Annotated in this window: 19 protein-coding genes and 1 tRNA gene; 9 read left to right on the forward strand and 11 right to left on the reverse strand. The window is 64.7% G+C overall.

The annotated features are described in order from the left end of the window. The first annotated feature begins 33 nt into the window (after positions 1 to 33). Entirely contained in the window at positions 34 to 1683 is a 1650-nt protein-coding gene (gene groL / locus G7044_RS11875; RefSeq protein ID WP_166329127.1) for a chaperonin GroEL, read from the forward strand. 115 nt (positions 1684 to 1798) lie between these two features. On the opposite strand, the gene G7044_RS11880 is transcribed toward groL, so the two are convergent. The 6 genes from G7044_RS11880 to G7044_RS11910 all read right to left on the reverse strand — a co-directional run bounded on the left by G7044_RS11880 (position 1799) and on the right by G7044_RS11910 (position 9952). Next, entirely contained in the window at positions 1799 to 2584 is a 786-nt protein-coding gene (locus tag G7044_RS11880; RefSeq protein ID WP_166329128.1) for a hypothetical protein, read from the reverse strand. A 374-nt stretch (positions 2585 to 2958) separates the two neighbouring features. Continuing rightward, positions 2959 to 4164, reverse strand: coding sequence for a hypothetical protein (locus tag G7044_RS11885; RefSeq protein ID WP_207630288.1), 1206 nt, complete (start codon positions 4162 to 4164; stop codon positions 2959 to 2961). A 105-nt stretch (positions 4165 to 4269) separates the two neighbouring features. Further along, positions 4270 to 5796, reverse strand: coding sequence for a Ppx/GppA family phosphatase (locus G7044_RS11895; RefSeq protein WP_166329130.1), 1527 nt, complete (start codon positions 5794 to 5796; stop codon positions 4270 to 4272). Positions 5797 to 5846: 50 nt separating this feature from the next. Next, on the reverse strand, positions 5847 to 8012 hold the full coding sequence (locus G7044_RS11900; protein WP_166329432.1) for an RNA degradosome polyphosphate kinase: 2166 nt from the start codon (positions 8010 to 8012) through the stop codon (positions 5847 to 5849). 89 nt (positions 8013 to 8101) lie between these two features. Continuing rightward, positions 8102 to 8785: a P-loop NTPase family protein gene (locus G7044_RS11905; protein WP_166329131.1), complete on the reverse strand. Its 684-nt coding sequence runs from the start codon at positions 8783 to 8785 to the stop codon at positions 8102 to 8104. Between the two features lie 3 nt (positions 8786 to 8788). After that, positions 8789 to 9952, reverse strand: a complete 1164-nt coding sequence (locus G7044_RS11910) for an AI-2E family transporter (protein ID WP_166329132.1) — start codon at positions 9950 to 9952, stop codon at positions 8789 to 8791. Between the two features lie 44 nt (positions 9953 to 9996). Here G7044_RS11910 and G7044_RS11915 point away from each other — a divergent pair, with 44 nt between their 5' ends. After that, positions 9997 to 10419 (forward strand): DUF1489 family protein, encoded by a 423-nt coding sequence (locus G7044_RS11915; protein ID WP_166329133.1) that lies wholly within the window; start codon positions 9997 to 9999, stop codon positions 10417 to 10419. 41 nt (positions 10420 to 10460) lie between these two features. Further along, positions 10461 to 10534 (forward strand) — tRNA-Gly (locus G7044_RS11920). A 176-nt stretch (positions 10535 to 10710) separates the two neighbouring features. Here G7044_RS11920 and G7044_RS11925 read toward each other — a convergent pair. After that, positions 10711 to 10911, reverse strand: a complete 201-nt coding sequence (locus G7044_RS11925) for a hypothetical protein (RefSeq protein ID WP_166329134.1) — start codon at positions 10909 to 10911, stop codon at positions 10711 to 10713. A 407-nt stretch (positions 10912 to 11318) separates the two neighbouring features. Here G7044_RS11925 and G7044_RS11930 point away from each other — a divergent pair, with 407 nt between their 5' ends. The 4 genes from G7044_RS11930 to G7044_RS11945 are packed head-to-tail and all read left to right on the forward strand — an operon-like array spanning position 11319 to position 18372. Then, positions 11319 to 11939 carry a hypothetical protein gene (locus tag G7044_RS11930; protein ID WP_328803850.1) on the forward strand — a complete coding sequence of 207 codons (621 nt, stop codon included), beginning with the start codon at positions 11319 to 11321 and terminating at the stop codon, positions 11937 to 11939. Continuing rightward, positions 11869 to 13374: a Y-family DNA polymerase gene (locus G7044_RS11935; protein WP_166329434.1), complete on the forward strand. Its 1506-nt coding sequence runs from the start codon at positions 11869 to 11871 to the stop codon at positions 13372 to 13374. The genes G7044_RS11930 and G7044_RS11935 overlap by 71 nt, the downstream gene beginning before the upstream one ends. Then, positions 13374 to 16628, forward strand: a complete 3255-nt coding sequence (locus G7044_RS11940) for an error-prone DNA polymerase (RefSeq protein WP_166329136.1) — start codon at positions 13374 to 13376, stop codon at positions 16626 to 16628. The genes G7044_RS11935 and G7044_RS11940 overlap by 1 nt, the downstream gene beginning before the upstream one ends. Before the next feature lie 43 nt (positions 16629 to 16671). Beyond that, entirely contained in the window at positions 16672 to 18372 is a 1701-nt protein-coding gene (locus tag G7044_RS11945) for an ABC transporter ATP-binding protein (RefSeq protein ID WP_166329138.1), read from the forward strand. A gap of 3 nt (positions 18373 to 18375) precedes the next feature. On the opposite strand, the gene G7044_RS11950 is transcribed toward G7044_RS11945, so the two are convergent. From G7044_RS11950 to exbB, 4 genes are all read right to left on the reverse strand, one after another. Continuing rightward, entirely contained in the window at positions 18376 to 19392 is a 1017-nt protein-coding gene (locus tag G7044_RS11950; RefSeq protein ID WP_166329140.1) for a siderophore-interacting protein, read from the reverse strand. A gap of 95 nt (positions 19393 to 19487) precedes the next feature. After that, positions 19488 to 20402, reverse strand: a complete 915-nt coding sequence (locus tag G7044_RS11955) for a TonB C-terminal domain-containing protein (protein ID WP_166329142.1) — start codon at positions 20400 to 20402, stop codon at positions 19488 to 19490. After that, on the reverse strand, positions 20399 to 20872 hold the full coding sequence (exbD, locus tag G7044_RS11960) for a TonB system transport protein ExbD (protein ID WP_166329144.1): 474 nt from the start codon (positions 20870 to 20872) through the stop codon (positions 20399 to 20401). Before exbD ends, G7044_RS11955 begins: the two co-directional genes overlap by 4 nt. Before the next feature lies 1 nt (position 20873). Continuing rightward, positions 20874 to 21692, reverse strand: a complete 819-nt coding sequence (gene exbB / locus G7044_RS11965) for a tonB-system energizer ExbB (RefSeq protein ID WP_235931294.1) — start codon at positions 21690 to 21692, stop codon at positions 20874 to 20876. Between exbB and G7044_RS18165 the strand changes: the two genes are divergently transcribed. Both G7044_RS18165 and G7044_RS11970 read left to right on the forward strand, forming a co-directional pair. After that, positions 21691 to 22083 (forward strand): hypothetical protein, encoded by a 393-nt coding sequence (locus G7044_RS18165; protein ID WP_268935399.1) that lies wholly within the window; start codon positions 21691 to 21693, stop codon positions 22081 to 22083. The genes exbB and G7044_RS18165 overlap by 2 nt on opposite strands. Before the next feature lie 392 nt (positions 22084 to 22475). Next, on the forward strand, positions 22476 to 24005 hold the full coding sequence (locus G7044_RS11970; protein WP_166329148.1) for a glucan biosynthesis protein: 1530 nt from the start codon (positions 22476 to 22478) through the stop codon (positions 24003 to 24005). Positions 24006 to 24076: the final 71 nt, after the last annotated feature.

Consider the following 24076-nt stretch of genomic DNA (forward strand, 5'->3'; position numbering starts at 1 on the left):
CTTCAATTCAAACAAGTTTCTAGGAGAATACACATGGCTGGCAAGGACGTTAAGTTCGGCACCACCGCGCGCGATTCGATGCTGAAAGGCGTCAACATTCTGGCGGATGCGGTCAAAGTCACCCTGGGCCCGAAAGGCCGCAACGTGGTCATCGACCGTTCTTTCGGCGCGCCCCGCATCACCAAGGACGGTGTTTCGGTCGCCAAGGAAATCGAACTGACCGACAAGTTCGAAAACATGGGCGCCCAGATGGTCCGCGAAGTCGCTTCGCGCACCAATGACGAAGCTGGCGACGGCACCACCACCGCGACGGTTCTGGCCCAGGCCATCGTCAAGGAAGGCATGAAGGCGGTTGCCGCCGGCATGAACCCGATGGACCTGAAGCGCGGCATCGATCTGGCGACCTCGAAAGTCGTCGAATCGATCAAGGCTGCCTCGCGTCCGGTCAATGACAGCGCCGAAGTCGCCCAGGTCGGCACCATCTCGGCCAACGGCGAAGAAGGCATCGGCACCATGATCGCCGAAGCCATGCAGAAGGTCGGCAACGAGGGTGTCATCACCGTCGAAGAAAACAAGGGCATGGAAACCGACGTCGAAGTCGTCGAAGGCATGCAGTTCGACCGCGGCTATCTGTCGCCCTATTTCGTGACCAACCCCGACAAGATGGTCGCCGATCTGGAAGACGCCTATATCCTGCTGCACGAAAAGAAACTCTCGTCGCTGCAGCCGATGGTTCCGCTGCTGGAAGCCGTCATTCAGTCGGGCAAGCCGTTGCTGATCATCGCTGAAGACGTCGAAGGCGAGGCCCTGGCCACGCTGGTCGTCAACAAGCTGCGCGGCGGTCTGAAAATCGCTGCCGTCAAGGCTCCGGGCTTCGGCGATCGTCGCAAGGCGATGCTGCAGGACATCGCGATCCTGACCGGCGGTCAGGTCATCAGCGAAGATCTGGGCATGAAGCTGGAAAACGTGACCGTCGACATGCTGGGCACCGCCAAGAAAGTCTCGATCAACAAGGACAACACCACCATTGTTGACGGCGCTGGCGACAAGGCAGAGATCGAAGCCCGCGTGGCCCAGATCCGTCAGCAGATCGAAGAAACCACCAGCGACTACGACAAGGAAAAGCTGCAGGAACGCGTGGCCAAACTGGCCGGCGGCGTTGCCGTGATCCGCGTCGGCGGCATGACCGAAGTCGAAGTGAAAGAGCGTAAGGACCGCGTTGATGATGCGCTGAACGCGACCCGCGCGGCCGTTCAGGAAGGCGTTGTCGTCGGTGGCGGCGTGGCCCTGGTTCAGGGCGCCAAGGCGCTGGAAGGCCTGAAGGGTGCGAACTCGGATCAGGAAGCCGGCATCACCATCGTGCGCCGCGCGCTGGAAGCCCCGATGCGCCAGATCGCTGAAAACGCTGGCGTCGACGGCGCTGTCGTCGCAGGCAAGATCCGCGAATCGAACGACAAGGCCTTCGGCTTCAACGCCCAGACCGAAGAATATGGCGACATGTTCAAGTTCGGCGTCATCGACCCGGCCAAAGTCGTGCGCACCGCGCTGGAAGACGCAGCCTCGGTCGCAGGCCTGCTGATCACCACCGAGGCCATGGTCGCCGAAAAGCCCGAGCCGAAAGGCCAAGGCGGCACCCCCGACATGGGCGGCATGGGTGGCATGGGCGGCATGGGGATGATGTAATCATCCTCTGCCATCTGTGGCAGAAATGGAAAGGCCGTCCCGAATGGGGCGGCCTTTTTTTAACTGCAGGTATCAGAAGTACAAACCTTCGTCGTAAGGGGGCGGAAGCCCGTTTTCAGCCAGCCGGCGGAAATATCTTCTTCAGGAACTCCGCAAATCTGTATCTTGCTGCCAGTTTCTCCATATTCCGGAATATTTCCTCTGGATTGAAACTGTATGGATCATCGAGAGGAATATAGTGCTTTCCAGCCTCGAAGGGCTGCGCCAAGGGTTCTGAGACAACCGCCTTACCTGCATGATACGCAGTCAGGATCCTCGGCACCTCAGAGTAAATTCCGTTATCGAAATGCACGTTGAGGATGCCTTGCGAGTCCCTGATGGCCTCCGACAGGACTTCTCCAAAACTTCCTTTTGGCAGGATATCAATCCTGACCCTTTCGGCCAGCTCCCTAAGTACGCTGCGCCTTCTTTCCGCCATATTCCCGAAGAATACGAACGGTGCATCTCCAGGCACAAACTGGACTTGCTCATTGGGGAAAACCCAGGGTCCAAAGTGAAGACGGTCGCCTTGCGTCAGACCCTCATACCTTCCCTTGTTCGCGTATGACCAATCCAGAACATGATCATATCTATCAAACATCTGGCTGATATTCTGGTCCGGAACATCTCCCCAAAGCTTGGCACCGTTTTCATCATAATACTGTTCTGTCTGGATACCCAGGCTGACACCTTCGTCAGTCTCCGGGAAAAGTGCATGAGCGCAGACATAGACCGTCCCTTCAAAAGGGAAATCGGAAGGAATACTCTGCCCCAAGGTCAATGACAGGTTTCGAAGCAGCCTGCCATTCGGACTGACAAAGCGAACTCCACCGCGATAATGTTCGTGATAATCTCCGCTCAAATCCACCTCCGGCTAGTTCAGGCATATCTTGTGGGGCTGTGGCAACAACCGCATGGCCGACATGGTCGCTGACACCTAACCCGCATCGCAATACGATCAATCTGGCCATCAAGGCAACAGCAGGTTTTTGTCAGGAATCGTAGGGTGCGTGCTTGCACGCACCAATGATCATCGCCTCACGCGCGAACGGTGCGTGCGAGCACGCACCCTACCGCATCATTCATCGCAAACGCCCTCCTCAGCCCCCATCGACAAATCCGCAGCTGAAACCGCGCCTCGGCGACCTCTCCGAACAGGGCGCAGCCCGTTTGGATCAGAAAGAAGGGCGCCCTCAAGCGCCCTTCCTATTCTCTGCGAACCGAATGAACCGAATATCAGTAGAAGCCGCGGAAGATCAGATCGGCCGTCTTGGTCGTCACGACATTCCCAGCCAGATCATAGTTCGTAACACCGGGACCGTTAATCTGCGCGGTCAACCCAGTGGCACCGGGCAGGTTCAGCACCTCATTCCCATCATAGCGGACGACGGTGCCATCGGCATTTTCAACCACTTCCAGCCGCGCGGCGAGATCAATTGCATCCTGCTCCTCCTCGATCGGCTGATCTAGGACGAGTGACAAGCTGTCGGTTCCGCGTTGGAAGTCGCTGACTTCCGCCACCCCTCCGTCAGCGGTGATCCACCCGCCGAAATAGTCGCTCCCCTCGCCCCCCTCGACCTGATCGAGATTGCCGAATTCGATGTGATCATCCCCTGCGCCGCCCTGCAGGGTATCGGCAGCCGAGTCCACATATTGCGGGAAATAGGGGCCTTCCCAGTTCCGTTCCAGCGGGCGCCCGCCCTCTAGCGTGTCGTTGCCATCGCCACCCATCAGCTTGCTGGCGACCTCGGTGCTAGTCAGTCGGTCGTCCCCGGCGCCGCCGTCGATCACGCCGCCATCGCTGTCATAGGCAATCACATCGTCCATGCCGCTGCCGCCCCGGTATTCGGCATCGCCCTTGATCATGCCCCAGACCTTGCCATCGGCCCCTGCACCGATAACGGTATCGCCGCTGCCCGCGAAGACAAGGCCCTGATCGGCGCCCGACATGTCTATCAGGTCCTGGCCCGGGCCCGCATCAACGATAATCCTGCCCGCCTTTACGGTGACAGTATCGTTGCCTGCGCCGGCCTCGATATATTCCAGCCCCTGCGGCAGAACTTGCCCATTCAGGCCGCCTTCGGTGAGGACAGCGTGTTCGCCATCCGGGCTGACCTCTGATGCGGTAAACGACCCCGCCCAGTAAGTACGATCATTCAAAATTTCCGCATCGCCGGGACGCACTGCGTTTTTCACGATGATATTGTCATCACCATCAGCCGGCTCGGGCTCAGGCTCAGGCTCAGGCTCAGGCTCAGGCTCAGGCTCAGGCTCAGGCTCAGGCTCAGGCTCAGGCTCAGGCTCAGGCTCAGGCTCAGGCTCAGGCTCAGGAAAATTATCTTCAATATCCCCGCCATCCGAATCGTCGTCATCCAACAATTCGGCAAAAGCCCATACACCCGCAACCGCGAGAAACGGAAAAAGAAGCGTCAGACCGTCCACAAGCAACCCCTTCGAACTCTTCACTATTATGCGAGGAATACGTTCGCTCTTGTAAATCGGCAACAATTAACTTGCGGGTGCTGTGCGGTCCGCGACGAAAAGGCGCTACCCCTTCACAACCCCCTCGACCCCCATCGACTTGCACAGCGACTGGAACCGCGCCTCGGCGACTTCACCGAACAGGGCGCGGCCGGTCTTGGTCAGGGACAGCTCCAGCTTGTCCTTTTTCTTCGACAGCTTCAGCTCCCCCGCCTCGGCGGGGTCCTTGATAGAGAACATGGCGGCGAAGCGCATGGCCTTGCCCAGCACCTCAGCAGCCTGAATTTCGTCGTCGGACAGCATCTTGAACAGCGGCGTCATGGGCGAACCCGCACGAGAGTTCTTGTAGCGGTGCAGCAGCGACAGGCCCAGAAAAACCCGCTCTGGGTGGGACAGCGCGGCCATGTTTGCGCGGGTCACGTTGTCGAAACAGGCCTCGGCCCGGTAATCGGGATGGGTCCGCCACGAGGTATCGTGCAAAAGGCAGGCGGCGCGGATCAGGCGGTCGCGTTCGGGCGGGGCGTCTTCGAACAGCGGCAGCAGGAACTGGTACAGCTTCTTGCCGAACCCGGGCAGCCGCGCCATCTGCTTTTCGGTGAATTTCGCCGATTCCAGCAGCGGATCGCGGGCGCGCAGGCTGTCGGACATATGTTCGTACAGCAGCCCCTCGCGGATACCGTAAGACGAAATGGCCAGGTCCTTCGGCTTGAATGTCTCGACCAGCTCGCGCAGCACAAGACTGGCCAGCGGCACCAGCTCCATCCGCGAGCTGGAGATGCCGACGCGTGACCGCAGCGCCTGAAGGTCATGCTTGTCGATCCATTTCACCGTCTCAAGCACGTCTTCCGGCGTCATGCGGTATTCGTGCAGCACCGCCATCGGATAATCGCGGCGTTCCATGTCCAGCCGTCCGATGGCCCGCCATGACCCGCCGACCAGATAGATGCGGTCGTGACCCAGCCCGACGGTCTTGGCCAGGTCCTTCATGATCGCGGCGATGTGCTGTTTCAGCCCGTCCTCGCCGCCTTTGACCTGCTGCAAGCGGAACGGCCCCAGTTGCGAGGTCGCGCGCTTGCCGATACCGCCCTTGCCGTCCAGCACCGCCAATTCCATCGAGTTGCCGCCGATGTCGCAGACCAGCCCACGGGCATCCGGCCAGCCCAGCAGCACGCCCTGCGCGGACAGGCGGGCTTCTTCCTCGCCGTCGATGACGTTCAGCTTCAGGCCGGTTTCCTTTTCAACGCGCTTGCGGAATTCGGGACCGTCCTCGGCCTCGCGCACGGCGGCAGTGGCCACCACGGTCATCGGGCGCACCCGCATCCCTTCGGCGATGACCGCAAAACGCTTCAGCGCGGCAAATCCGCGTTCAACCCCTTCCGGGTTCAGCCGACCGGTCGAGGCCATGTCCTTGCCAAGCCCCGCCATGACCTTTTCGTTGTAGAAATAGGCAGGCGAACGCGCCGCGCCGTCAAAGATCACCATGCGGATCGAGTTCGAGCCGACATCGACCACCCCCACCCGCGACAGCGCGCGGGCCGAGGCATCCTCGAACAGGCCTTCGAACGGATCCTGCACCTTCGCCTTGCCGTTCATCGCATCGCTCCTGATTCCGGTCACGGGGCTGTGATGGGTCCGGTTCTTTCCTAATCGGCGCTATGGGTCAAGGCGGGGACATCGCCCACGCCGGCCCGGCCGCGACCCGAAAGGGACGGATTTTCCATGAAGAAGCGATGACAGTTGAACAGATCGTCACGCCCGGCAGGCAGGTGCCGCAAATAGCGGCCGTCGGGTTGCAGGGTCCAGCTTTGCGCCTCATCCGCCATATTGGCGGCCATGATCTGGTTGACGATCTGCGCCTTCACGGTGTCGTTCAGGCATTCGACCAGTGTTTCCACCCGCCGGTTCAGGTTGCGCCCCATCCAGTCGGCAGAGCTGATGAAGACCCTTGCCTTGCGTGAGGGCAGGCCAAAACCCGCGCCGAAACAGACGATGCGGGAATGTTCCAGGAACCGGCCAACGATGGATTTGACCCGGATATTTTCAGACAGCCCGGCAATTCCGGGGCGCAGCCCGCAGATTCCCCGGATCACCAGGTCTACCTTCACCCCGGCGGCCGAGGCGGCATAGAGCGCGTCGATCACGTCGGGCTCGATCAACGAGTTCATCTTGGCCCAGATGGCTGCGGGACGGCCGGCCTGGGCATATTGGGCCTCGCGCCCGATCAGTTCGATCAGCCGTTCCTTCATGGCGATGGGCGAGATCGACAGGTTTTCCAGCCCCTCTGGCTGGACATAGCCGGACAGGAAATTGAACACCTTGGTGGCGTCGCGCCCCAGTGCGGCGTCGCAGGTGAACAGCGACAGGTCGGTATAGATGCGCGCGGTGATGGGGTGATAGTTGCCGGTGCCGTAATGGGTATAGGTCACCAGCGCGTCGCCTTCGCGGCGGACAATCGTGCTGATCTTGGCGTGGGTCTTATAATTGACAAAGCCGTAAACGACATGCGCGCCCGAGCGTTCCAGCCGGCGCGACTGGCGGATATTCGCGGCCTCGTCGAAACGCGCCTTCAACTCCACCAGCGCGGTGACCGACTTGCCCGATTCCGCAGCCTCGCAAAGCGCCTCGACAATCGGGCTGTCGCGGCTGGTGCGGTACAGCGTCTGCTTGATCGCCAGCACATTCGGGTCACGCGCCGCCTGCTGCAGAAAGCGGATCACCATATCGAAGGTTTCATACGGGTGATGCAGCAGCATGTCCTTTTGCCGGATCGCTGCAAACATGTCGCCGTCATGGTCCTGCACCCGTTCGGGCACCCGAGGGGTGAAGCTGGGCCATTGCAGGTCGCGGCGGTCGTCCAGCACCAGATCCTTCAGGTCCGCAACACCCAGCAGGCCCGAGACCTCGACCACCTCATCGGGGCTGACATGCAGTTCTTCCATGATGATCCGGCGCAGCGCATCGGGGGCGCCTTCGGTGATCTTCAGCCGGATCACGCTGCCCCGCCTGCGCCGTTTCAACGCGGTTTCGAATTCGCGGACCAGATCCTCGGCTTCTTCCTCGACCTCCAGATCGCTGTCACGCAGCACCCGGAAGGCGCAATGCCCGGTGTCGCGATAGCCGGGGAACAGGCTGGACAGGTTCATCAGCAGCAGATCTTCCAGCCGCAGGAAGCGCGAGGTGCCGGGCAGCCGGATAAATCGCGGCAGCTGCGCGGGGATGGGCAGCAATGCCTGCATCCGCCGACCGTCGGATTCGCGTGCCAGCTCCAGCGCCAGCGAAAAGCCGGTATTTGGGATGAAGGGGAACGGGTGCGCCGGGTCGATGGCCAGCGGCGACAGCACCGGGAAGACCTGCTCGCGGAAATGCCGGTTCAGATAATCCGCCTCGGCACGAGTCACCCGCGACCGCGACAGGATGACGATATTCTCGGCCTCCATCTCTTTGCGCAGCCCGTTCCAGACCGCCTGCTGCGCGCCCATCAACCGGCGGGCATCGGCATTGATCATCTGCAACTGCTCGGCCGGTCGGCGGCCATCATGCGAGGGCGTGCCAGCACCCTCGCGCGCAAGTTCGCGCAGGCCGGCCACGCGGACGGTATAGAATTCGTCAAGGTTGGTGGCCGAAATCGCCAGGAAGCGCAGGCGTTCCAGCAGCGGCACCCGGACATTGCGGGCTTCGTCCAGCACCCGCCAGTTGAAGCTCAGCCAGCTGAGTTCGCGGTTGAAAAAGCGGTCCGGCCCTTCGGGCGAGACATCGGCCAGTTGGACCGGCGCAGGAGGCGGGTGTTTCAGAAAATCGGCTTGGGTCATCGGAAAGCGCTGGAAAAGGTCGGCCCGGATCATGCGCCGGGTGGTCGGGGAATGTCCAGCCATGCCGGGCGCGCATGCGGCGGGATTGCCTAATTCGTCGTCAGCTGTTCCAGCAGATCGGCGGCCATGCTGCGGGTCAGGCCGCGCCGCTCGGCCATGGCTTCGGCATCCAGCGCCGCCACCAGCCGGCGCGCAAGGCCCAGATCGCGGTCCATGCGCGGCACCAGCCAGTCGATCAGACCGGGCGGTGCGCTTAGCTGCCGGTCGGCCAGCAGCTTGACCAGCACGGCCGCCAGCAGCGCCTCGTCCGGGGCCCCGATCCGGGTCATTGGCATGGCCGACATGCGGCTGCGCAGATCGGGCAACACCATATCCCAATCACGCGGCGGCGTCCGCGCCGTCAACAACATCCAGCAGCCCCGTGCCGCGCACAGGTTCCACAGGTGGAACAGCCCCTGTTCAGCGCCGGCGGAAAAGCCGACGCGGTGGGCATTCTCGACGACCAGGGCACCGTCCTCGGTTGCCAGCGCGTCGACCATGTCGGGCCGCAACCCCGAGGCCGAGATCCGCATCGCCCCGGTTTCCGCCGCCCAGATCGTCGCCAGATGGGTCTTGCCGGACCCGTCCGGTCCCAGCAGCAGCATCCGGCCCTGCGGCCAGCCTTCGGGCGTGTCCAGCACCGCCATGGCCAGCGCATTCGCCTTCGTGACCAGGAAATCCGCCCGGCCAAGCGCGGGCCGGTGGCCCAGGTCAAGGGTCAGTTGCCGTGCCACAGGTCAGACACGCGGCCCGTTATCGGCGGGCGGCGCATCCAGATCGGTGCGCATGGCGCGCAGCGTACCTTCCGGGACGACTTCGACCAGCATGGGCTCGGGCATGACCGGGTCGGGATCGACGCCGGTATACATCGGGCTTTCGACATAGCGTTCGGCGCAGTAACGCACCAGCACGCCAAGGGCGGCGGCCAGCGGCACCGCGACCATCATGCCGACAAAGCCGAACAGCGAACCAAAGACCGACAGGGCAAGCAGCAGCCAGACGGGATGCAGGCCGACATGGTTGCCGACGATCTTGGGTTGCAGATAATTGCCTTCGACCACCTGACCGATCACGAAAATCCCGGCGACAACGGCAATCCACAGCGGCTCATCCCAGAAGGTGAAGATGGCCACACCGATCGCCGTGGCGCCGCCGATCAGGGTGCCGACATAGGGAATGATCCCCAGAAACGCCGCGCCCATACCGATGGCGACCGCATATGGCAGGCCCACGGCCATCAGCGAGACCGAGTAAAAGGTGCCCTGTATCAGCATCACCGTGCCCTGCCCGCGCACGAAGCCGGACAGGGTCTGGTCGATCTCTGACGCAAGGCGGCGAATGGTTGGCGCGTGCTGGCGTGGCAGCAGATTGTCGACCCGCGCGACCAGATTGTCCCAATCAAGCAGCAGATAGAAGGCGACCACCGGCACGATCACCAGCAGCGCGATCATGCCCACCACGCCCGAGATCGAATTCAGAACCGAGCTCAGCACCTGCCCGCCCTTCTCACCAACCAGCGAGGCGAGGTTCTGCAAGGACGAATCCAGCGGTCCGCCTTCGGCCAGCAGGCCGGGGAAGCGCTGCATCAGAAAGTCCTGCAAACCCTGAATCATCCCGGGCACTGCCTCGACCAGTTGCGCGGCCTGCCGCAGCACGATGGGCGCAAGGAACAACATGAAGGCGACCAGCACCAGAAGCGCCGACAGGGTGATGGTTACCACCGCCCATGTCCGGCTTAGCCCCGCCCGTTCCAGCCGGTCGGCCAGCGGGTCCAGCAGATAGGCGACACCGGCGCCGATGACGAATGGCAGAATCGCCTGACCCAGCAGCCACATCACCAGCATGAAGGCCAATGTGATGCCGGCCCACCAATATGCCTGCTTACGCCGTGTCGAACCCATGATGCACCCTTTGCGCCGCCGTTCCGGTCCCCTATATCGGTGGCATGGTCAAGCACGTCAATCTGGTCAAGCTTTGCGTCGGCGCCGATGGGCCCGACGATCTGGAGGAATGGCAGCGCCTGCGCTTTGGCAGCGGGCATGCCGCTCATGTCACCCGCATGTGGCCCAAGCGCGAGGCCGAGCTGCTCGCCGGCGGTTCGATCTACTGGGTGTTCAAGGGCATCCTGCTGGCGCGCCAGCGCCTGATCGGGCTGGAAGAACGTGTGGGCGAAGACGGCATCCGCCGCTGCGCGCTGATACTGGACCGCGACCTGATTCGTACCACCGCCGTGCCACGCCGCCCCTTTCAGGGCTGGCGCTATCTTGACGCAGGCGATGCGCCCCCCGATCTGGCGGCTGGCCGCGACCATGACGACGCCCTGCCCGCCGCGCTTGCCGCCGAACTGGCCGAGATGGGGCTGCGCTAAGGCTTGACCTGCCGCGCCGCCTGCGGTAGCGGAGGCGTCACGCGGGTGTAGCTCAATGGTAGAGCAGCAGCTTCCCAAGCTGAATACGAGGGTTCGATTCCCTTCACCCGCTCCAGAATTTCCCTTTTTCAGGCGGCATCTTACGGCAAGCTTTCCGCTTGTTGCGACGGCTTCAACGCATGCCTTTGCCGGTGGCCTCGTGCATCGCCTTAGCCCAGTCTGGCGGCTTCCTCCTGCAGCAGGTCGATTGGCAGCGCTGTCAGGGGCTGCGATTCGCCCGGCGCCTTGGCCCTAATCCGCGACAATGCGCCAGATGATCGCTATTGCACAGGATCTCGCGCAGACGCGCCGCCGCCGCCGCTGGATGTCGTCAACCGCTGACGGGGCACGCCGCGCGCCAAGCACCATGTCGATCTCGCCCCCGCGCGGCGCGGCCAGATCGGCCACGGCCTGTTCCATCTCGGCAAATGCCAGCCGCGCCGCATGTGACACGGCCTTGCGGCGCGTCTGGCGCTCAATCCATGCGCGGCGTGCTTAAAGAACCGCACTCGCGCCGATTGTTCCAGCATGCTGGCCGAACGCTGCACGGCCGGCTGCGCCAGCCCCATTTGGCGGGCGGCTCACCCGAATGCCGCACACGACAGACGGCTGATTCTGGCGCATCTTGCGGTCCGTTTCACCCCTGACACCAGATCCTGCGGCAGCCTTCGCAAGGAGGCCCGCCGCAATCACGTTCACCAGCCTGTGTTGGGCGAAATCGGCTGGTCCAATTGACTCGGCAGGGTTGAAGGATATAGAACAAAAAGGGAACTTTCTTGAATCATGTCAGATGAATGCGCTCCTCGACCTTGCCCGCAAAAACCCCTTTCGCTGCGCCCCAACCGGCCCGCAGCGCCGAGGTGTTTGCAGCCCCCAACGGGGCGTTTCAGGGCTTTGTCATGGCGCATCTGCATGGTCCGGTGCTGTGGCTTCAGGACCGGCAAAGCGCGCGGCTGGCCGGGCGTCCCTGGCTGGCGGGCGCGCTGCCGCAGGCCTTGCTGATGCGGCCCGCCCATCCGCGCGACGTGCTGACCGCGGCCGAGGAAGGGCTGGCCTGCCCGGCGCTGTCGGCCGTGGTGGCGGAAATCCACGGCAATCCCACGGCGCTCAGCTTTACCGCCTCCCGCCGGCTTGCCCTGCGGGCCGAAGCGCATGGCGTCACGCTGTGGCTGATCCGGCACGCCGCGCGGCCCGAAGCCAGCGCGCTGCGCGACCGCTGGCGGGTGACGGCGCTGCCCTCGGCGCGGAATGCGGACGACCCTGCCGCCCCTGGCGCGCCCCTGTGGCGGGTCGAGTTGCTGCGCACGCGCGACAAGAAGCCCGGCGAATGGGTGGTCAGCCATGAACGCGGCGCAGACGGCGCGGCGGATCGCCTGCATTTCGCTGCCCCATTTCCCGATCGAGCGGCGGATGCGGCAGTTGGCACGGGCGGCGCAGCATCAGGCGGCGGATCCACACGCCGGCACCGCGCCGCCGGCTGAAACGCCTTTCGCGCTGTGGGTCGAAGGACATCATGGCCCGATCATCCATGCCGCCAACTCTGCCGCGATGGCGGCAGGGATCAGACCCGGCGCGCGGCTGACCGATATGCGTGCGCTGTCCCCCGATCTGCGGGCCGATCCTGCCGATCCGGCGGGCGATCAGGCGGCACTTGCGCAACTGTCACTGTGGGCACGGCGGTTCTGTCCTTGGACGACGGTGGACAGCTCTGGCCCCGGGATGCCGGGGCTGGTGATGGACACCACCGGCGCCGCCCATCTGTGGGGCGGAGAGGCGGCGATGCTGGCCACCATCCGCACCCAGTTTGACAGGCTGGGCCATCGGGTCACCGCAGCGCTGGCACCCTCATGGGGCGCGGCCTGGGCACTGTCACGTTACGGGCAGGATGTCATCGCGCAGGATGCGGCGGCGCTGCATCCGCTGCCGGTCGCGGCGCTGCGCCTGTCGGACAGCACGGTGCTGGTGCTGCGCCGGCTGGGGCTGAAGACGGTGGGCGATCTGGCGGCCATGCCGCGCGTGGCGCTTGCCCGGCGTTTTGCGCGCCATGACCGGACCGACAACCCGCTGATCCGGCTGGATCAGGCCATGGCCCGCTTGCCCGAGCCGATCAGCCCCGCCGATCCGCCCGCCCGCTTTCATGTGCAGGCCCGCCTGCCAGAGCCGGTTCTGGACCCCACCCATCACTTGCCGGATCTGGCCGCCGCCCTGTCGCGCGATCTGTCGGTCGCTGCCCTTGGCGCGCGCCTGCTGCGTCTCAGCGTCTGGCGCAGCGATGGCGAGATGCGCTGGATCGAGGCGGGCGCGGCATCCCCCACCCGCGACCCCGATCACATCGTTTTCCTGTTTCGCGAAAGGCTGGAACGGATCGACCCCGGTTTCGGCTTCGACCTGATCGAGCTTGCCGCCCCGGAAACCGAACCCTTCGCGCCCTCGCAGCGCGACCTTGGCGGCGCGACCACCGAAAGCCGCGACCTGCCGCGCCTGATCGACCGACTGGCGGCGCGGTTCGGGCCGGACCGGCTGATCCGCCCACAGCCGCAGGACAGCCATATCCCCGAACGCAGCATCGGCACCGTCCCGACCGACGCCCCCGCCGCCCCGGTCCTGCGCTCACCTTCGCAGGATCGCCCGGCCCGGATGCTGGACCCGCCCGAGGAGGTCCGCGTCCTTTACGCCGTCCCCGAAGGCCCGCCCGCGCAGTTCCAGTGGCGCGGCAGGCCAACCCGCATCGCTCGCTGGCAGGGGCCGGAACGTATCGCGCCGGAATGGTGGCTGGACCGCCCCGGCACAAGGCTGCGCGATTACTACAAGATCGAGGATGAGGACGGCCAACGCCTGTGGCTGTATCGCGAAGGGCTGGCGGGCGATGGCCGCGGCCCCGCGCCGCGCTGGTTCGTGCAGGGGGTCTTTGCCTGATGCCCGATGCAGAACGCCCTCCGCGCCCTCGTCTGTCGGGCGATTTCACCCCCAATCCGCGCGCGGATTTCGTGGAACTGGGCATCACCACCCCCTTTTCCTTCCTGCGCGGCGCCAGCACCGCCGAGGAACTGGTCCTGACCGCTCACGCCCTTGGCCATGACGCGATCGGGGTCGCAGACCTAAACAGCCTTGCCGGGGTGGTGCGGCTGCATGTCGCCGCGACCAAGGCGCAGATGCGTCCGCTGATCGGGGCGCGGCTGGTGCTGGCGGATGGGACGGCGTTTCTGGCCTATCCGAAAGACCGGGCGGCTTATGGGCGGCTGTCCTCGCTGATCTCGAAGGGGCGGCGGCACGATCTGGATGGGAACTGGCAGGCCAAGGGAGCGTGCGATCTGTCGCTTGACGATCTGGCCGATCACGCCGAAGGCATCCAGCTGATCTGGATCCCGCCCGAGCGCTGCAACCGCGCCGATCTGGCCAATCTGCCGGGTCTTGCGGCGCGACTTCCGGGGCTGCGCCATGTCGCGGCCTCTTATCTGTATCGCGGCGATGATGTGGCGCGGATCAACCGGCTGGACCGGGCGGCACAGGCGGCGGGGCTGGCGATCCTTGCCAGCAACGATGTGCATTACCACGCCCCCGACCGCCGTCCCTTGCAGGATGTGATGACCTGCATTCGCGAAGGCGTGACCATCGACCGCGCCGGGCGTCTGCTGAACCCCAATGCCGAACGCCACCTGAAATCGCCCGCTGAAATGGCCCGCCTGTTTTCCCGCTGGCCCGACGCGCTGACCCAGACCCGCATCGTCGCCGATGCCTGCGCCTTCACGCTGACCGATCTGGCATACGAATACCCGCGCGAAACCGTCCCGGATGGAGAAACCCCCGAAACCCACCTTGCCGCGCTGACATGGGAAGGTGCGGCCGGGCGTTACCCGGACGGCATCCCCGACAAGGTGCGCGCGCAGTTACAGCACGAGCTGACCCTGATCGCGAAAAAGCGCATCGCCCAGTATTTCCTGACCGTCCATGACATCGTCCACTTCGCCCGTGGCGAGGGCATCCTGTGCCAAGGCCGGGGATCGGCGGCCAACAGCGCCGTCTGCTTCGTTCTTGGCATCACCCCGGTCGATCCCGCCACCAGCGACCTTCTGTTCGAACGCTTCATCAGCGAATCCCGTGACGAGCCGCCCGATATCGACGTGGATTTCGAACATGAACGCCGCGAGGAGGTGATTCAGCACATCTACAAGAGATACACCCGTGAACGCGCGGGCCTGTGCGCGACGGTGATCCATTACCGCCCCCGCAGCGCCATCCGAGAGGTCGGCAAGGCCATGGGCCTGTCCGAGGATGTGACCGCAGCCCTTGCCAATACCGTCTGGGGCAGTTGGGGCGAGGATCTGGAACATGCCGCTCAGGCCGGCCTGCCCAAGGGCGACAAACGGCTGGCCATGACCATCAAGCTGGCCGAACAGATGATCGGCATGCCCCGCCACCTGTCCCAGCATGTCGGCGGCTTCATCCTGACCGAAGGCCCGCTGACCGAAACCGTGCCCATCGGCAACGGTGCCATGCCGGATCGCAGCTTCATCGAATGGGACAAGGACGATATCGACGCCTTGGGCATCCTGAAGGTGGATGTGCTGGCGCTTGGGATGCTGACCTGCATCCGCAAGTGCTTCGACATGATTTCTGCGCATTACGGCGAAAATCTGACACTTGCCACCATCCCACCCGAGGACAAGGCCGTTTACGCCATGCTGTGCAAGGGCGACAGCGTGGGCGTCTTTCAGGTCGAAAGCCGGGCGCAGATGAACATGCTGCCGCGCCTGCGCCCACGCTGTTTCTATGATCTGGTGATCGAGGTCGCCATCGTCCGCCCCGGCCCCATTCAGGGCGACATGGTCCACCCTTACCTGCGCCGCCGCAATGGGAAGGAGGCCGAGGAATACCCCTCTCCTGCCCCGCCGCATGACCCAAACGAACTGCGCGGAATCCTTGGCCGCACCAAGGGCGTGCCGATCTTTCAGGAACAGGCGATGAAGATCGCCATGGTCGCAGCAGAGTTTTCCGACGGCGAGGCGAATGAGCTGCGCAAGGCCATGGCCACCTTCCGGTCACGCGGGACCATCGGCAGCTTGCAGGACAAGATGGTCGGGCGCATGGTCGGGCGTGGTTATGACCCCGATTTCGCCCGGCGCTGCTTTGACCAGATCAAGGGTTTTGGCGATTACGGCTTTCCCGAAAGCCATGCGGCGGCCTTTGCGCATCTGGTCTATGTCTCGTCCTGGCTGAAGCTGCATTACCCCGATGTCTTCGCCGCCGCCCTGCTGAACAGCCAGCCGATGGGGTTCTATGCCCCCGCGCAGATCGTCCGCGACGCCCGCGAACATGGCGTCACCGTGCTGCCCGCCGATGTGAATTTCTCGGATTGGGACAACACGCTGGAGCCTAGCGCGAAGGGTAGTTTCGCCCTACGCCTTGGCCTGCGCCAGATCGACGGCTTCCGGGCCGAGGATGCCGCCCGCCTGATTGCGTCCCGCGACGCGCCATATGCCGGTGTTGAAGACATCCAGCGCCGCGCCCGCCTGACCGCCCCCGCGATCCGGCGGTTGGCAGAAGGCGACGCGTTCAGCTCGGCCGGTCTCGACCGGCGGGCGGCGCTGTGGGATGCGCGCGCGCTGAAGGACGCACCGCCCTTGCCGCTTTTCGCAGTTGATGAGGGGGACGAGCCCGCCGTCACCCTGCCCGCGATGCCCGTCTGCGAACAGGTGGTCGCCGATTACCAGACCCTGCGCCTGTCGCTGAAGGCCCATCCGATGCGCTTTCTGCGCGCCAGTCTGCGGGCGCAGGGCTATGTCTCGACTGGCGATCTGGACCGGCTGCCGAACGGTAAGCTGGTCCGACTGGCCGGGCTAGTCCTGATCCGCCAGCGCCCCGGATCGGCCAAGGGTGTCTGCTTTGTCACCGTCGAGGACGAGGACGGCAGCGCCAATCTGGTCCTGTGGCAGAACGTCTTCGACCGCTTCCGCAAAGCCGCCATGACCGCCCGCGTGATCGCGATCGAGGGCCGCATCCAGCGCGCCGAAGGCGTCACCCATGTCGTCGTCCAGACCCTGACCGACCGCAGCGACGTGCTGGCTCGGCTGGCAGGCATGTCGGTACCGCCTGCCCAGACCGGCGAACATTCGGGCCGCGTGCACCCGCGCAATATGCGGGTGCTGCCGAATTCGCGCGATTTTCACTAGGCACCCGTTCCCATCCCGTGCGCCCGGCGCTAAAGCGGGCGTTATGCTGAGCGAATTTATCACCTATTACCGCCCCCACATGCGCCTGTTCTGGCTGGACTTCGGCTGCGCGGTGCTGTCGGGCCTGCTGGAGCTGGCCTTTCCGCTGGCCGTCACCTTCTTCATCGACGACCTGCTGCCGCGCGGCGACTGGTCGCTGACGCTGGCGGCGGCGGGCGGGTTGCTGGCGCTTTATGCGCTGAATACGGCGCTGACGGCCATCGTGATCTATTGGGGTCACAAGCTGGGCATCAATATCGAAACCGAGATGCGCGCCCGCGCCTTCGATCACCTGACGCGTCTGTCATGGCGCTGGTATGACCGCGCCCGCACCGGCAAGCTGGTCGCCCGCGTCACCCGCGATCTGGAGGAAATCGGCGAGGTCGCCCATCACGGCCCCGAAGACGCCTTTATCGCGGTAATGACCTTCCTTGGCGCCTTCGCGCTGATGTTCTGGGTGCAGCCGACGCTGGCGCTGATCGTGGCGCTGATCGTGCCGGTCATGCTGGTGCTGATCATCTTCTATGGCGGGCGGATGACGCAGACCTGGCAGGCGATCTATGGCCGGGTCGGTGATTTCAACGTGCGGCTGGAAGAGGCCCTTGGCGGCGTCCGCGTGGTGCAGGCTTTCGGCAATGAAAGCCACGAAAACCATCTGTTTGCGGGCGACAATGCGCGCTACCGGCAGGCCAAGCTGGACGCTTACCGGATCATGGCGGCCTCCTCGGCCATTCACTATATGGGGCTGCGCTTCGTGCAGGTGGTGGTAATGGTGATCGGCGCGGGCTTTGTCCTGAACGGCAGCCTAACCACGGGCGGCTTCGTGGGCTTCCTGCTGCTGGTCGGCGTGTTCTATCGCCCGCTCGACAAGATCGCCGCCGTGATCGAGACCTATCCGCGCGGCATCGCCGGTTTCCGCCGCTATCTGGAGCTGCTGGCGACTGATCCCGAAATCGCCGACGCCGCCACCGCGACCGAGGCCCCCGCCCTGCGCGGCGATATCCGTTTCGACAATATCCGCTTCGCCTATGCGCCCGACCGCACCATCATCGACGGGATCGACCTGACCATTCGCGCGGGCGAGACTGTGGCTTTTGTCGGGCCTTCCGGGGCCGGCAAGACCTCACTTCTGGCGCTGCTGCCGCGATTCTATGAACCGACCGAAGGCCGCATCACCATCGACGGGATCGCGCTGCAGGACATGACGCTGAACAGCCTGCGCCGCCAGATCGGCTTGGTCAGCCAGGATGTCTATCTGTTCGGCGGCACCCTGCGCGACAATATCGCTTACGGTCGCCTTGGCGCCACCGAGGCCGAGATCCTGCACGCCGCCGCCCAGGCTCAGCTTGGCCCCATGATCGACAGCCTGCCCGACGGGCTGGACACCATCGTCGGCGAACGCGGCGTGATGCTGTCAGGCGGTCAGAAGCAGCGCGTGGCCATCGCCCGCGCCTTCCTGAAAAACCCGCCAATCCTGATTCTGGACGAGGCAACAAGCGCGCTGGATACCGCGACCGAGCGCGAGATTCAGGCCGCGCTGGATGCGCTGTCGATCGGGCGCACGACGCTGATCATTGCGCATCGGCTGGGCACCATCCGCCATGCCGACCGGATCGTGGTCATGGATCAGGGCCGCATCGTCGAAAGCGGCACCGATGCCGAATTGCGTGATGCCGGTGGGGTCTATGCCCGGCTGGCCAGCTGAGGATCAGCGCCCGGCGATCCAGTAAGCCGCCAGATGCGCGCGGTCCTTGGGGATCTGCCGCAGGATCTCCTGTTTCAGGGGCTGAAGCCGGGCCTTCTCGGTCGCGATCCAGACCCTTTCGGCCTGCACACCCTCCTGCGCCAGCTTGGCCGCAAGATCGGCCTCGCCCGCCGGGCGATGCGTCAGATGCAGGCCGGGATGGGCGGGGAAAGGATAGTCGGTTGAGGCGCCGAACAGATGGCAGTCGATCCGCGCTGCCGGATCCTGCACCGCGATGATCCGCGCCAGCGCTGGATAGGCGGTCTCATCCCCGCCGATCAGCAGCGATGCCGCCTGTGGCATCCCGCCACCGCCCGGCCCGGTCAAGCCGACCTCGATCCCCGCAGCGGTGTTCGCAGCGAATGCGCAGATGCGGCCGCCGTCATGCACGAAAATATCGGTTTCCAGCCAGCCAGCCGCCGCGTCGATGGCCGAGATGGTATAGGCAGGCCGATGCAATTCCTGCGGCCAGACCGCCTGCCCGGCAGCCGTCAGGCGCGGCCATTGCGTCGCCCCGTCGGCCTGCGGCAGCACGAAACGGAAATGGATCATGTCGCGGGCCAGACGCTCCAGCCCCTGGCCCTCGATCCGCATGCGAAGGAAGTTCTGGCCCAACGGTCGCACCCACGCCACCCGGCCAAGGCTGAAATTCGGCGGATGCGCACCCGCCTGTTCCGGCCCCGTCCAGCTGAGCGCTTGCGCCGTCACACAGCCCAGTTCGGCGAGCTGATAGGCGGCAGCTTCCTTCAGCGTGAACAGCCAGTCGGGACTGTCGGCACGGGCGAAGACAACGGCCCCCGCACCGTCGCGCCGCGCGCCGTATTCCCCCTGCCCCAGCACCACCCAGGTCGAGCGTCCATGCCCCGAATGCAGCGCCAGACCGTGTTCTTCGGCCTGATCGCGTAGCATCCGGTCCAGCACCTCAAAGGCCAGATCGACGGGGGCCTCTGCCTGAAAGGCGGGGGGTGGGGTATGTCTCATCCGGGCTTCTCCAAAGTCAGGATGCAGCTTGGATAAATATTCTGACTTAAAGTGTCAATTATTCCCGTGCTGCTGTAGCGCCAGCAAATCCGGCGCTACAGGTCGATCCTGATCGGCAGCACGAAAGAGGCACCTTTGCCATTCGGCGGCGCGGGCATTCGCGGCATCCGGCCAGCCTGCCGCGCCAGGGCGGCATCGACCTTTGCATTTCCGGTCGAACTGGCAAGCCGGGCGGCTGCTGAACCATTCCCCGAAATCGAGACCGAGACCTGAATGGTCACCGAACCCCGGCCACCACCCGGCACCCGCGTCCGCTTCATGTGCGAGGCCACGCGGCCACCGACCCGGCTGGTCCAGCTGTCCATCTTCGCCTTGCTGGCGCCGGTGCTGGCACGTGTCTGTCCGGCTGGGCCGCCGCGCCGCTGGCTGGTCGCGGTCTCGGCCGGTGCGGCGCGTTCGGTCTGCTGCGTCGGCGCGGTCGTGCGTTCGCGGCGCGTTTCGCGCTTGGGCTGCTCCTTCGGCGGCTTGGGCTTTTCTTCGCGGCGCACCTGCTGCGGTTCCGGCTTGCGCCGCTCTGGCCGCGTTATCGGCCGGTCCGAGGCGGTCAGCGCCAGCGCCGATTCAGGCAGAAGGTCTGCAAAATCGGTGACCGGTGGCAGTTCCGTCAGTGGCGGAACCTCGAAATCGGGTGCGGGCTCGGGTTCTGGCAACTCGGGCTCGGGCTCTGGTTCCGGCTCTGGTGCAGGCTCAGGTTCCGGCTCGGGCTCGGTCTGGGCTTCCGGCTCGGGCTCGGGTTCTGCCAATGATGCGGTTTCTTCGGCCGCAGCTGCCTCAGCAGGCGGGGCTGGGGCCGCAGGTGCAGGCAGCAGTTCGGCAAAGATGGGCGCGGGCAACATCATGACCGCATGACGCTTCGAAGCGCGCTCGATCCAGAGGCCACCTGCGACATGGGCCGCAGCGACCAGGGCGCCGAAACCGCCCCAGCGCAACCCGTCCACCGACCAGCTCATTGCCCGGCACCCGCGGGGACTGCCTGCCCATCCACCGCGCCCGTGGCGGGCGGTGCGGCAGTCGCGTCCAGCCCAACCAGTGCGATCTTGGTATAGGCGTGATCGCGCAGCAGGTTCATCACCTCCATCACCTCGCCATAGCTGACGGCCTTGTCGGCGCGCAGGAAGATCCGCGTCTCTCGATTACCGCCGGTTTCGGCGTCCAGCTGTGCCGGCAGCGCCTGACTGGAGATCTGCGCCTGTCCAAGCGACAGCGAACGATCCGCGGCGATGGTCAGCCAGACCGGCTGATCGGGCCGCTGCGAGGCCGACCCGCGCGATGCCGGCAGGTCGATATTGATGTCGACCGTCGCCAGCGGCGCGGCGACCATGAAAATGATCAGCAGCACCAGCATCACGTCGATAAAGGGGGTGACGTTGATCTCGTGGTTATCGGTCAGCGAATCATCGTCTTGCAGCCGGCCTGCCATCTCAGCCCCTCCCGCTGGCGCGGAAATCCAGATCGCGGCTGACCAGCCGTTCGACCCCCGCGGCCGCATCCGCCAGACGCAGGCGATAGCCAGTGATCTGGCGGGCGAAGAAGTTATAGATGACCACAGCGGGAATGGCCGCGACCAGCCCCAGCGCGGTGGCCAGCAGCGCCTCGGCGATACCGGGGGCGACCACGGCCAGGTTGGTGGTCTGCGATTCCGAAATCCCGATGAAGCTGTTCATGATGCCCCAGACAGTGCCGAACAGCCCGACGAAGGGCGCGGTCGAACCGATCGTCGCCAGCAGACCAGTGCCCACACCCGCCTTACGGCCCGAGGTCGAAACGATGCCGGAAAGATAGGACGACACCCGTTCTTTCAGGCCGGCCGTGCCAGCCACATCGGTGGCGGGGACCGAACGCTCGACCTCCGCCGCAGCCACGCGCAGCATCCGGCTGGCCGGGTCGTTCCGCTTGGCCGAGGCAGCAACCGCATCGGCCAGGTTCGGGGCGCTGGCGATCACCGCAGCGCTGCGCCGCGCGTTGCGCGTCGCGCCCAGCATTTCCAGCAGCTTCGCCAGCAGAACCGTCCAGGTCACGACCGAAGCAAAGACCAGCCCGATCATCACGCCCTTAACGACGATATCGGCGCCCATATACATCCCCCAGGGCGAGAGATCATGCGGCAGCATCGACTCGGGCACCGTGAAATCGCCCGCAGGGGCGGCCTGCACCGCGCCCGCATCCGATGCGCCTGCGGCCGGTTCGGCAGGTGTCGCCGCCGTGGTAGCAGGGTCCGTGGGCGTGGCAGGCGCGGGCATGGCAGCCGGGTCTGTGGGTGCAGCGGTCACTGGGGCAGGCGTTGCAGCCGGCTCTGCGGGCGTCGCAGCCGAGTCTGCTGGCGCAGTTGCAGGCGTCGCATTCGGCTCGGCGGGCGTGGCAGCCGGCTCCGACGTCGCAGCTTCCGGGGCGCTTTGCCCAGCCGAAGTATCGGTGCCGGTCGGGGCAGCTGCCGCTGTAGGCGCGGCGGGGGCCTCGGTCCCTGCCGGGGCGGTTTCTGCCGGCGACACTGCCGGGGCAGCATCAGCTGGCGCAGGCGCGACAGGTGCCGGGCTGGTGGCCGGATCGGTGGCCACAGGTGCGGTTTGCGCCATCAACGCACCCGGACCCAAGATGGCGAAGGCCAAGCAGGCAAGTGACGGGATGCGGTGAGTTGTGGACTGCGGCATTGGATTTACTCGCTTCAGGAATGCATGGCCAAAAGGCGACTCGGCCGGGCATATTTCAAACCTGAGTATTACTGTCAACATCATACCCACCCCATGCAAGCCCTGTTTTTCCCGCAGCGCGCCGCCCCTGCCCGACCCTTGGCACGGCGGACTGGTGGGCGAACGCCCGTCCGGGCAAAGATTGCGTCTTCGGCCCGGATCCAGCCGAAACGGACCCATTCCCCTGCCTCGACGGCAAAAAAAGTGACAGATTTCCGCCCAAACGCCTTGGAAGGCACAGCGATTTCTTGCTGTCGCCGCAGCGATGACATAACACGCAAAGATAATCATCTTTCCGGGTCATCCAGCGTGAAACGTCGTTATTTTCTTGGAACAATGTCGGCTGCCTTCGCTCTGAGCCAGGCTTCTTACGGGCAGGCGCAGACCTCACCCGCCACCGCAGAGCCACAACCGGAGACCGAGCCCGCCGCACCTTTCGGTTTCGAAAGCGTGGCCTCGATCGCCGCGGGCTGGGCGGCGCGGGACTGGGAATCGCCTGCCGCACCTTTAAGCGGGCCGTTCAAGGATATCGACTACGACAAGTATCGCGCCATCCGGTTCAAGCGCGACGCCGACCCTTGGAAGGATATTCCCGGCTTCGGGCTGGATCTGCTGTCACCGGGGATGATTTTCTATGAACCTGTGCGCATCAACATCGTCCGCGACGGTGTGCCGCAGCCCCTGCCCTTCGACCCTTCGGTCTTCGACTTCGATCCGGCGCATTTCCCGCCGGATGCGGCACAGGCGACGCCGGACGAAATGGGCTGGTCGGGCTTCCGTATCCGCAGCGCGCTGAACAAGCCCGACATTCTGGACGAACTGGCGGTGTTTCAGGGCGCGTCCTATTTCCGCGTCCTCGGACGGGGCAGCCGATACGGACTGTCGGCGCGTGGTCTGGCCATCGGCACCGGCAGCGCGGCGGGCGAGGAATTCCCGGTCTTCCGCGAGTTCTGGATCCATGACCCCGATCCCGTCACCGGCACCATCACCATTCAGGCGCTGCTGGACAGCAAATCTGTCTCGGGCGGCTACGAATTCGTGCTGGCGCCGGGCGCGGAATCGGTGATGACCACCCGCGTTGCGCTGTTCGCGCGCACCAAGCTGGACAATTTCGGTGTGGCGCCGCTGACCTCGATGTTCTGGTTCGGGCCCGCCGATGCGGCAGGTCAGGACGATTACCGCCCTGCCGTCCATGACAGCGACGGGCTGCAGATGATTACCGGCGCCGGTCAGACCCTGTGGCGGGTGCTGTCGAACCCGGCCAAGCTGCAGATCTCGGCCTTTGTTGACGACGGACCGCGCGGATTCGGGCTGATCCAGCGCCCGCGCGACTTTGCCGATTACGAGGATGCCGAGGCGAACTACGAAAGCCGCCCATCGGCATGGATCCGGCCGTTGGGCGATTGGGGCCGGGGCAATGTCTCGCTGATCGAAATCCCGGTCGACAGCGAATTCCACGACAATATCGTCAGCTACTGGCAGCCCTCGGCACCGCTTGAAGCCGGCAATCGAACCGATTTCGCCTATACGCTCGCCTTTGGCGACAACGTGCTGAAGCCGACTACGCTGGCGCGGGTGGAATCCACACGCTCGGGCACCTCGATCAACCGCAAGGGGGCCCGGAGCTTCTTCATCGACTTCGATCTGGCCCCCTTTGCCGATCGCGAAGATCCCGAAATTCAGGTCAACGCCACCGATGGCAAGATCGAACACCCCTATCTGCTGCGCCTGCCCCAGCATGGGCTGTTGCGGGTGGCCTTCGAATATATCCCCGAGGGCGCGCAGATGGCCGATCTCAGCGCGGTGCTGAAGGCGGGTGAGGTCAATCTGTCGGAAACCTGGCTGTTCCGCTGGTCCGAGGGCTGATCATTGGCGACTGAACACGACCCGAACACGCAGTCGCAAACGCCGCGCCCTGCGCCGGTGGATGATCCCCG

It is taken from the genome of Paracoccus xiamenensis, assembly GCF_011308835.1.
Taxonomy (GTDB): domain Bacteria; phylum Pseudomonadota; class Alphaproteobacteria; order Rhodobacterales; family Rhodobacteraceae; genus Paracoccus; species Paracoccus xiamenensis.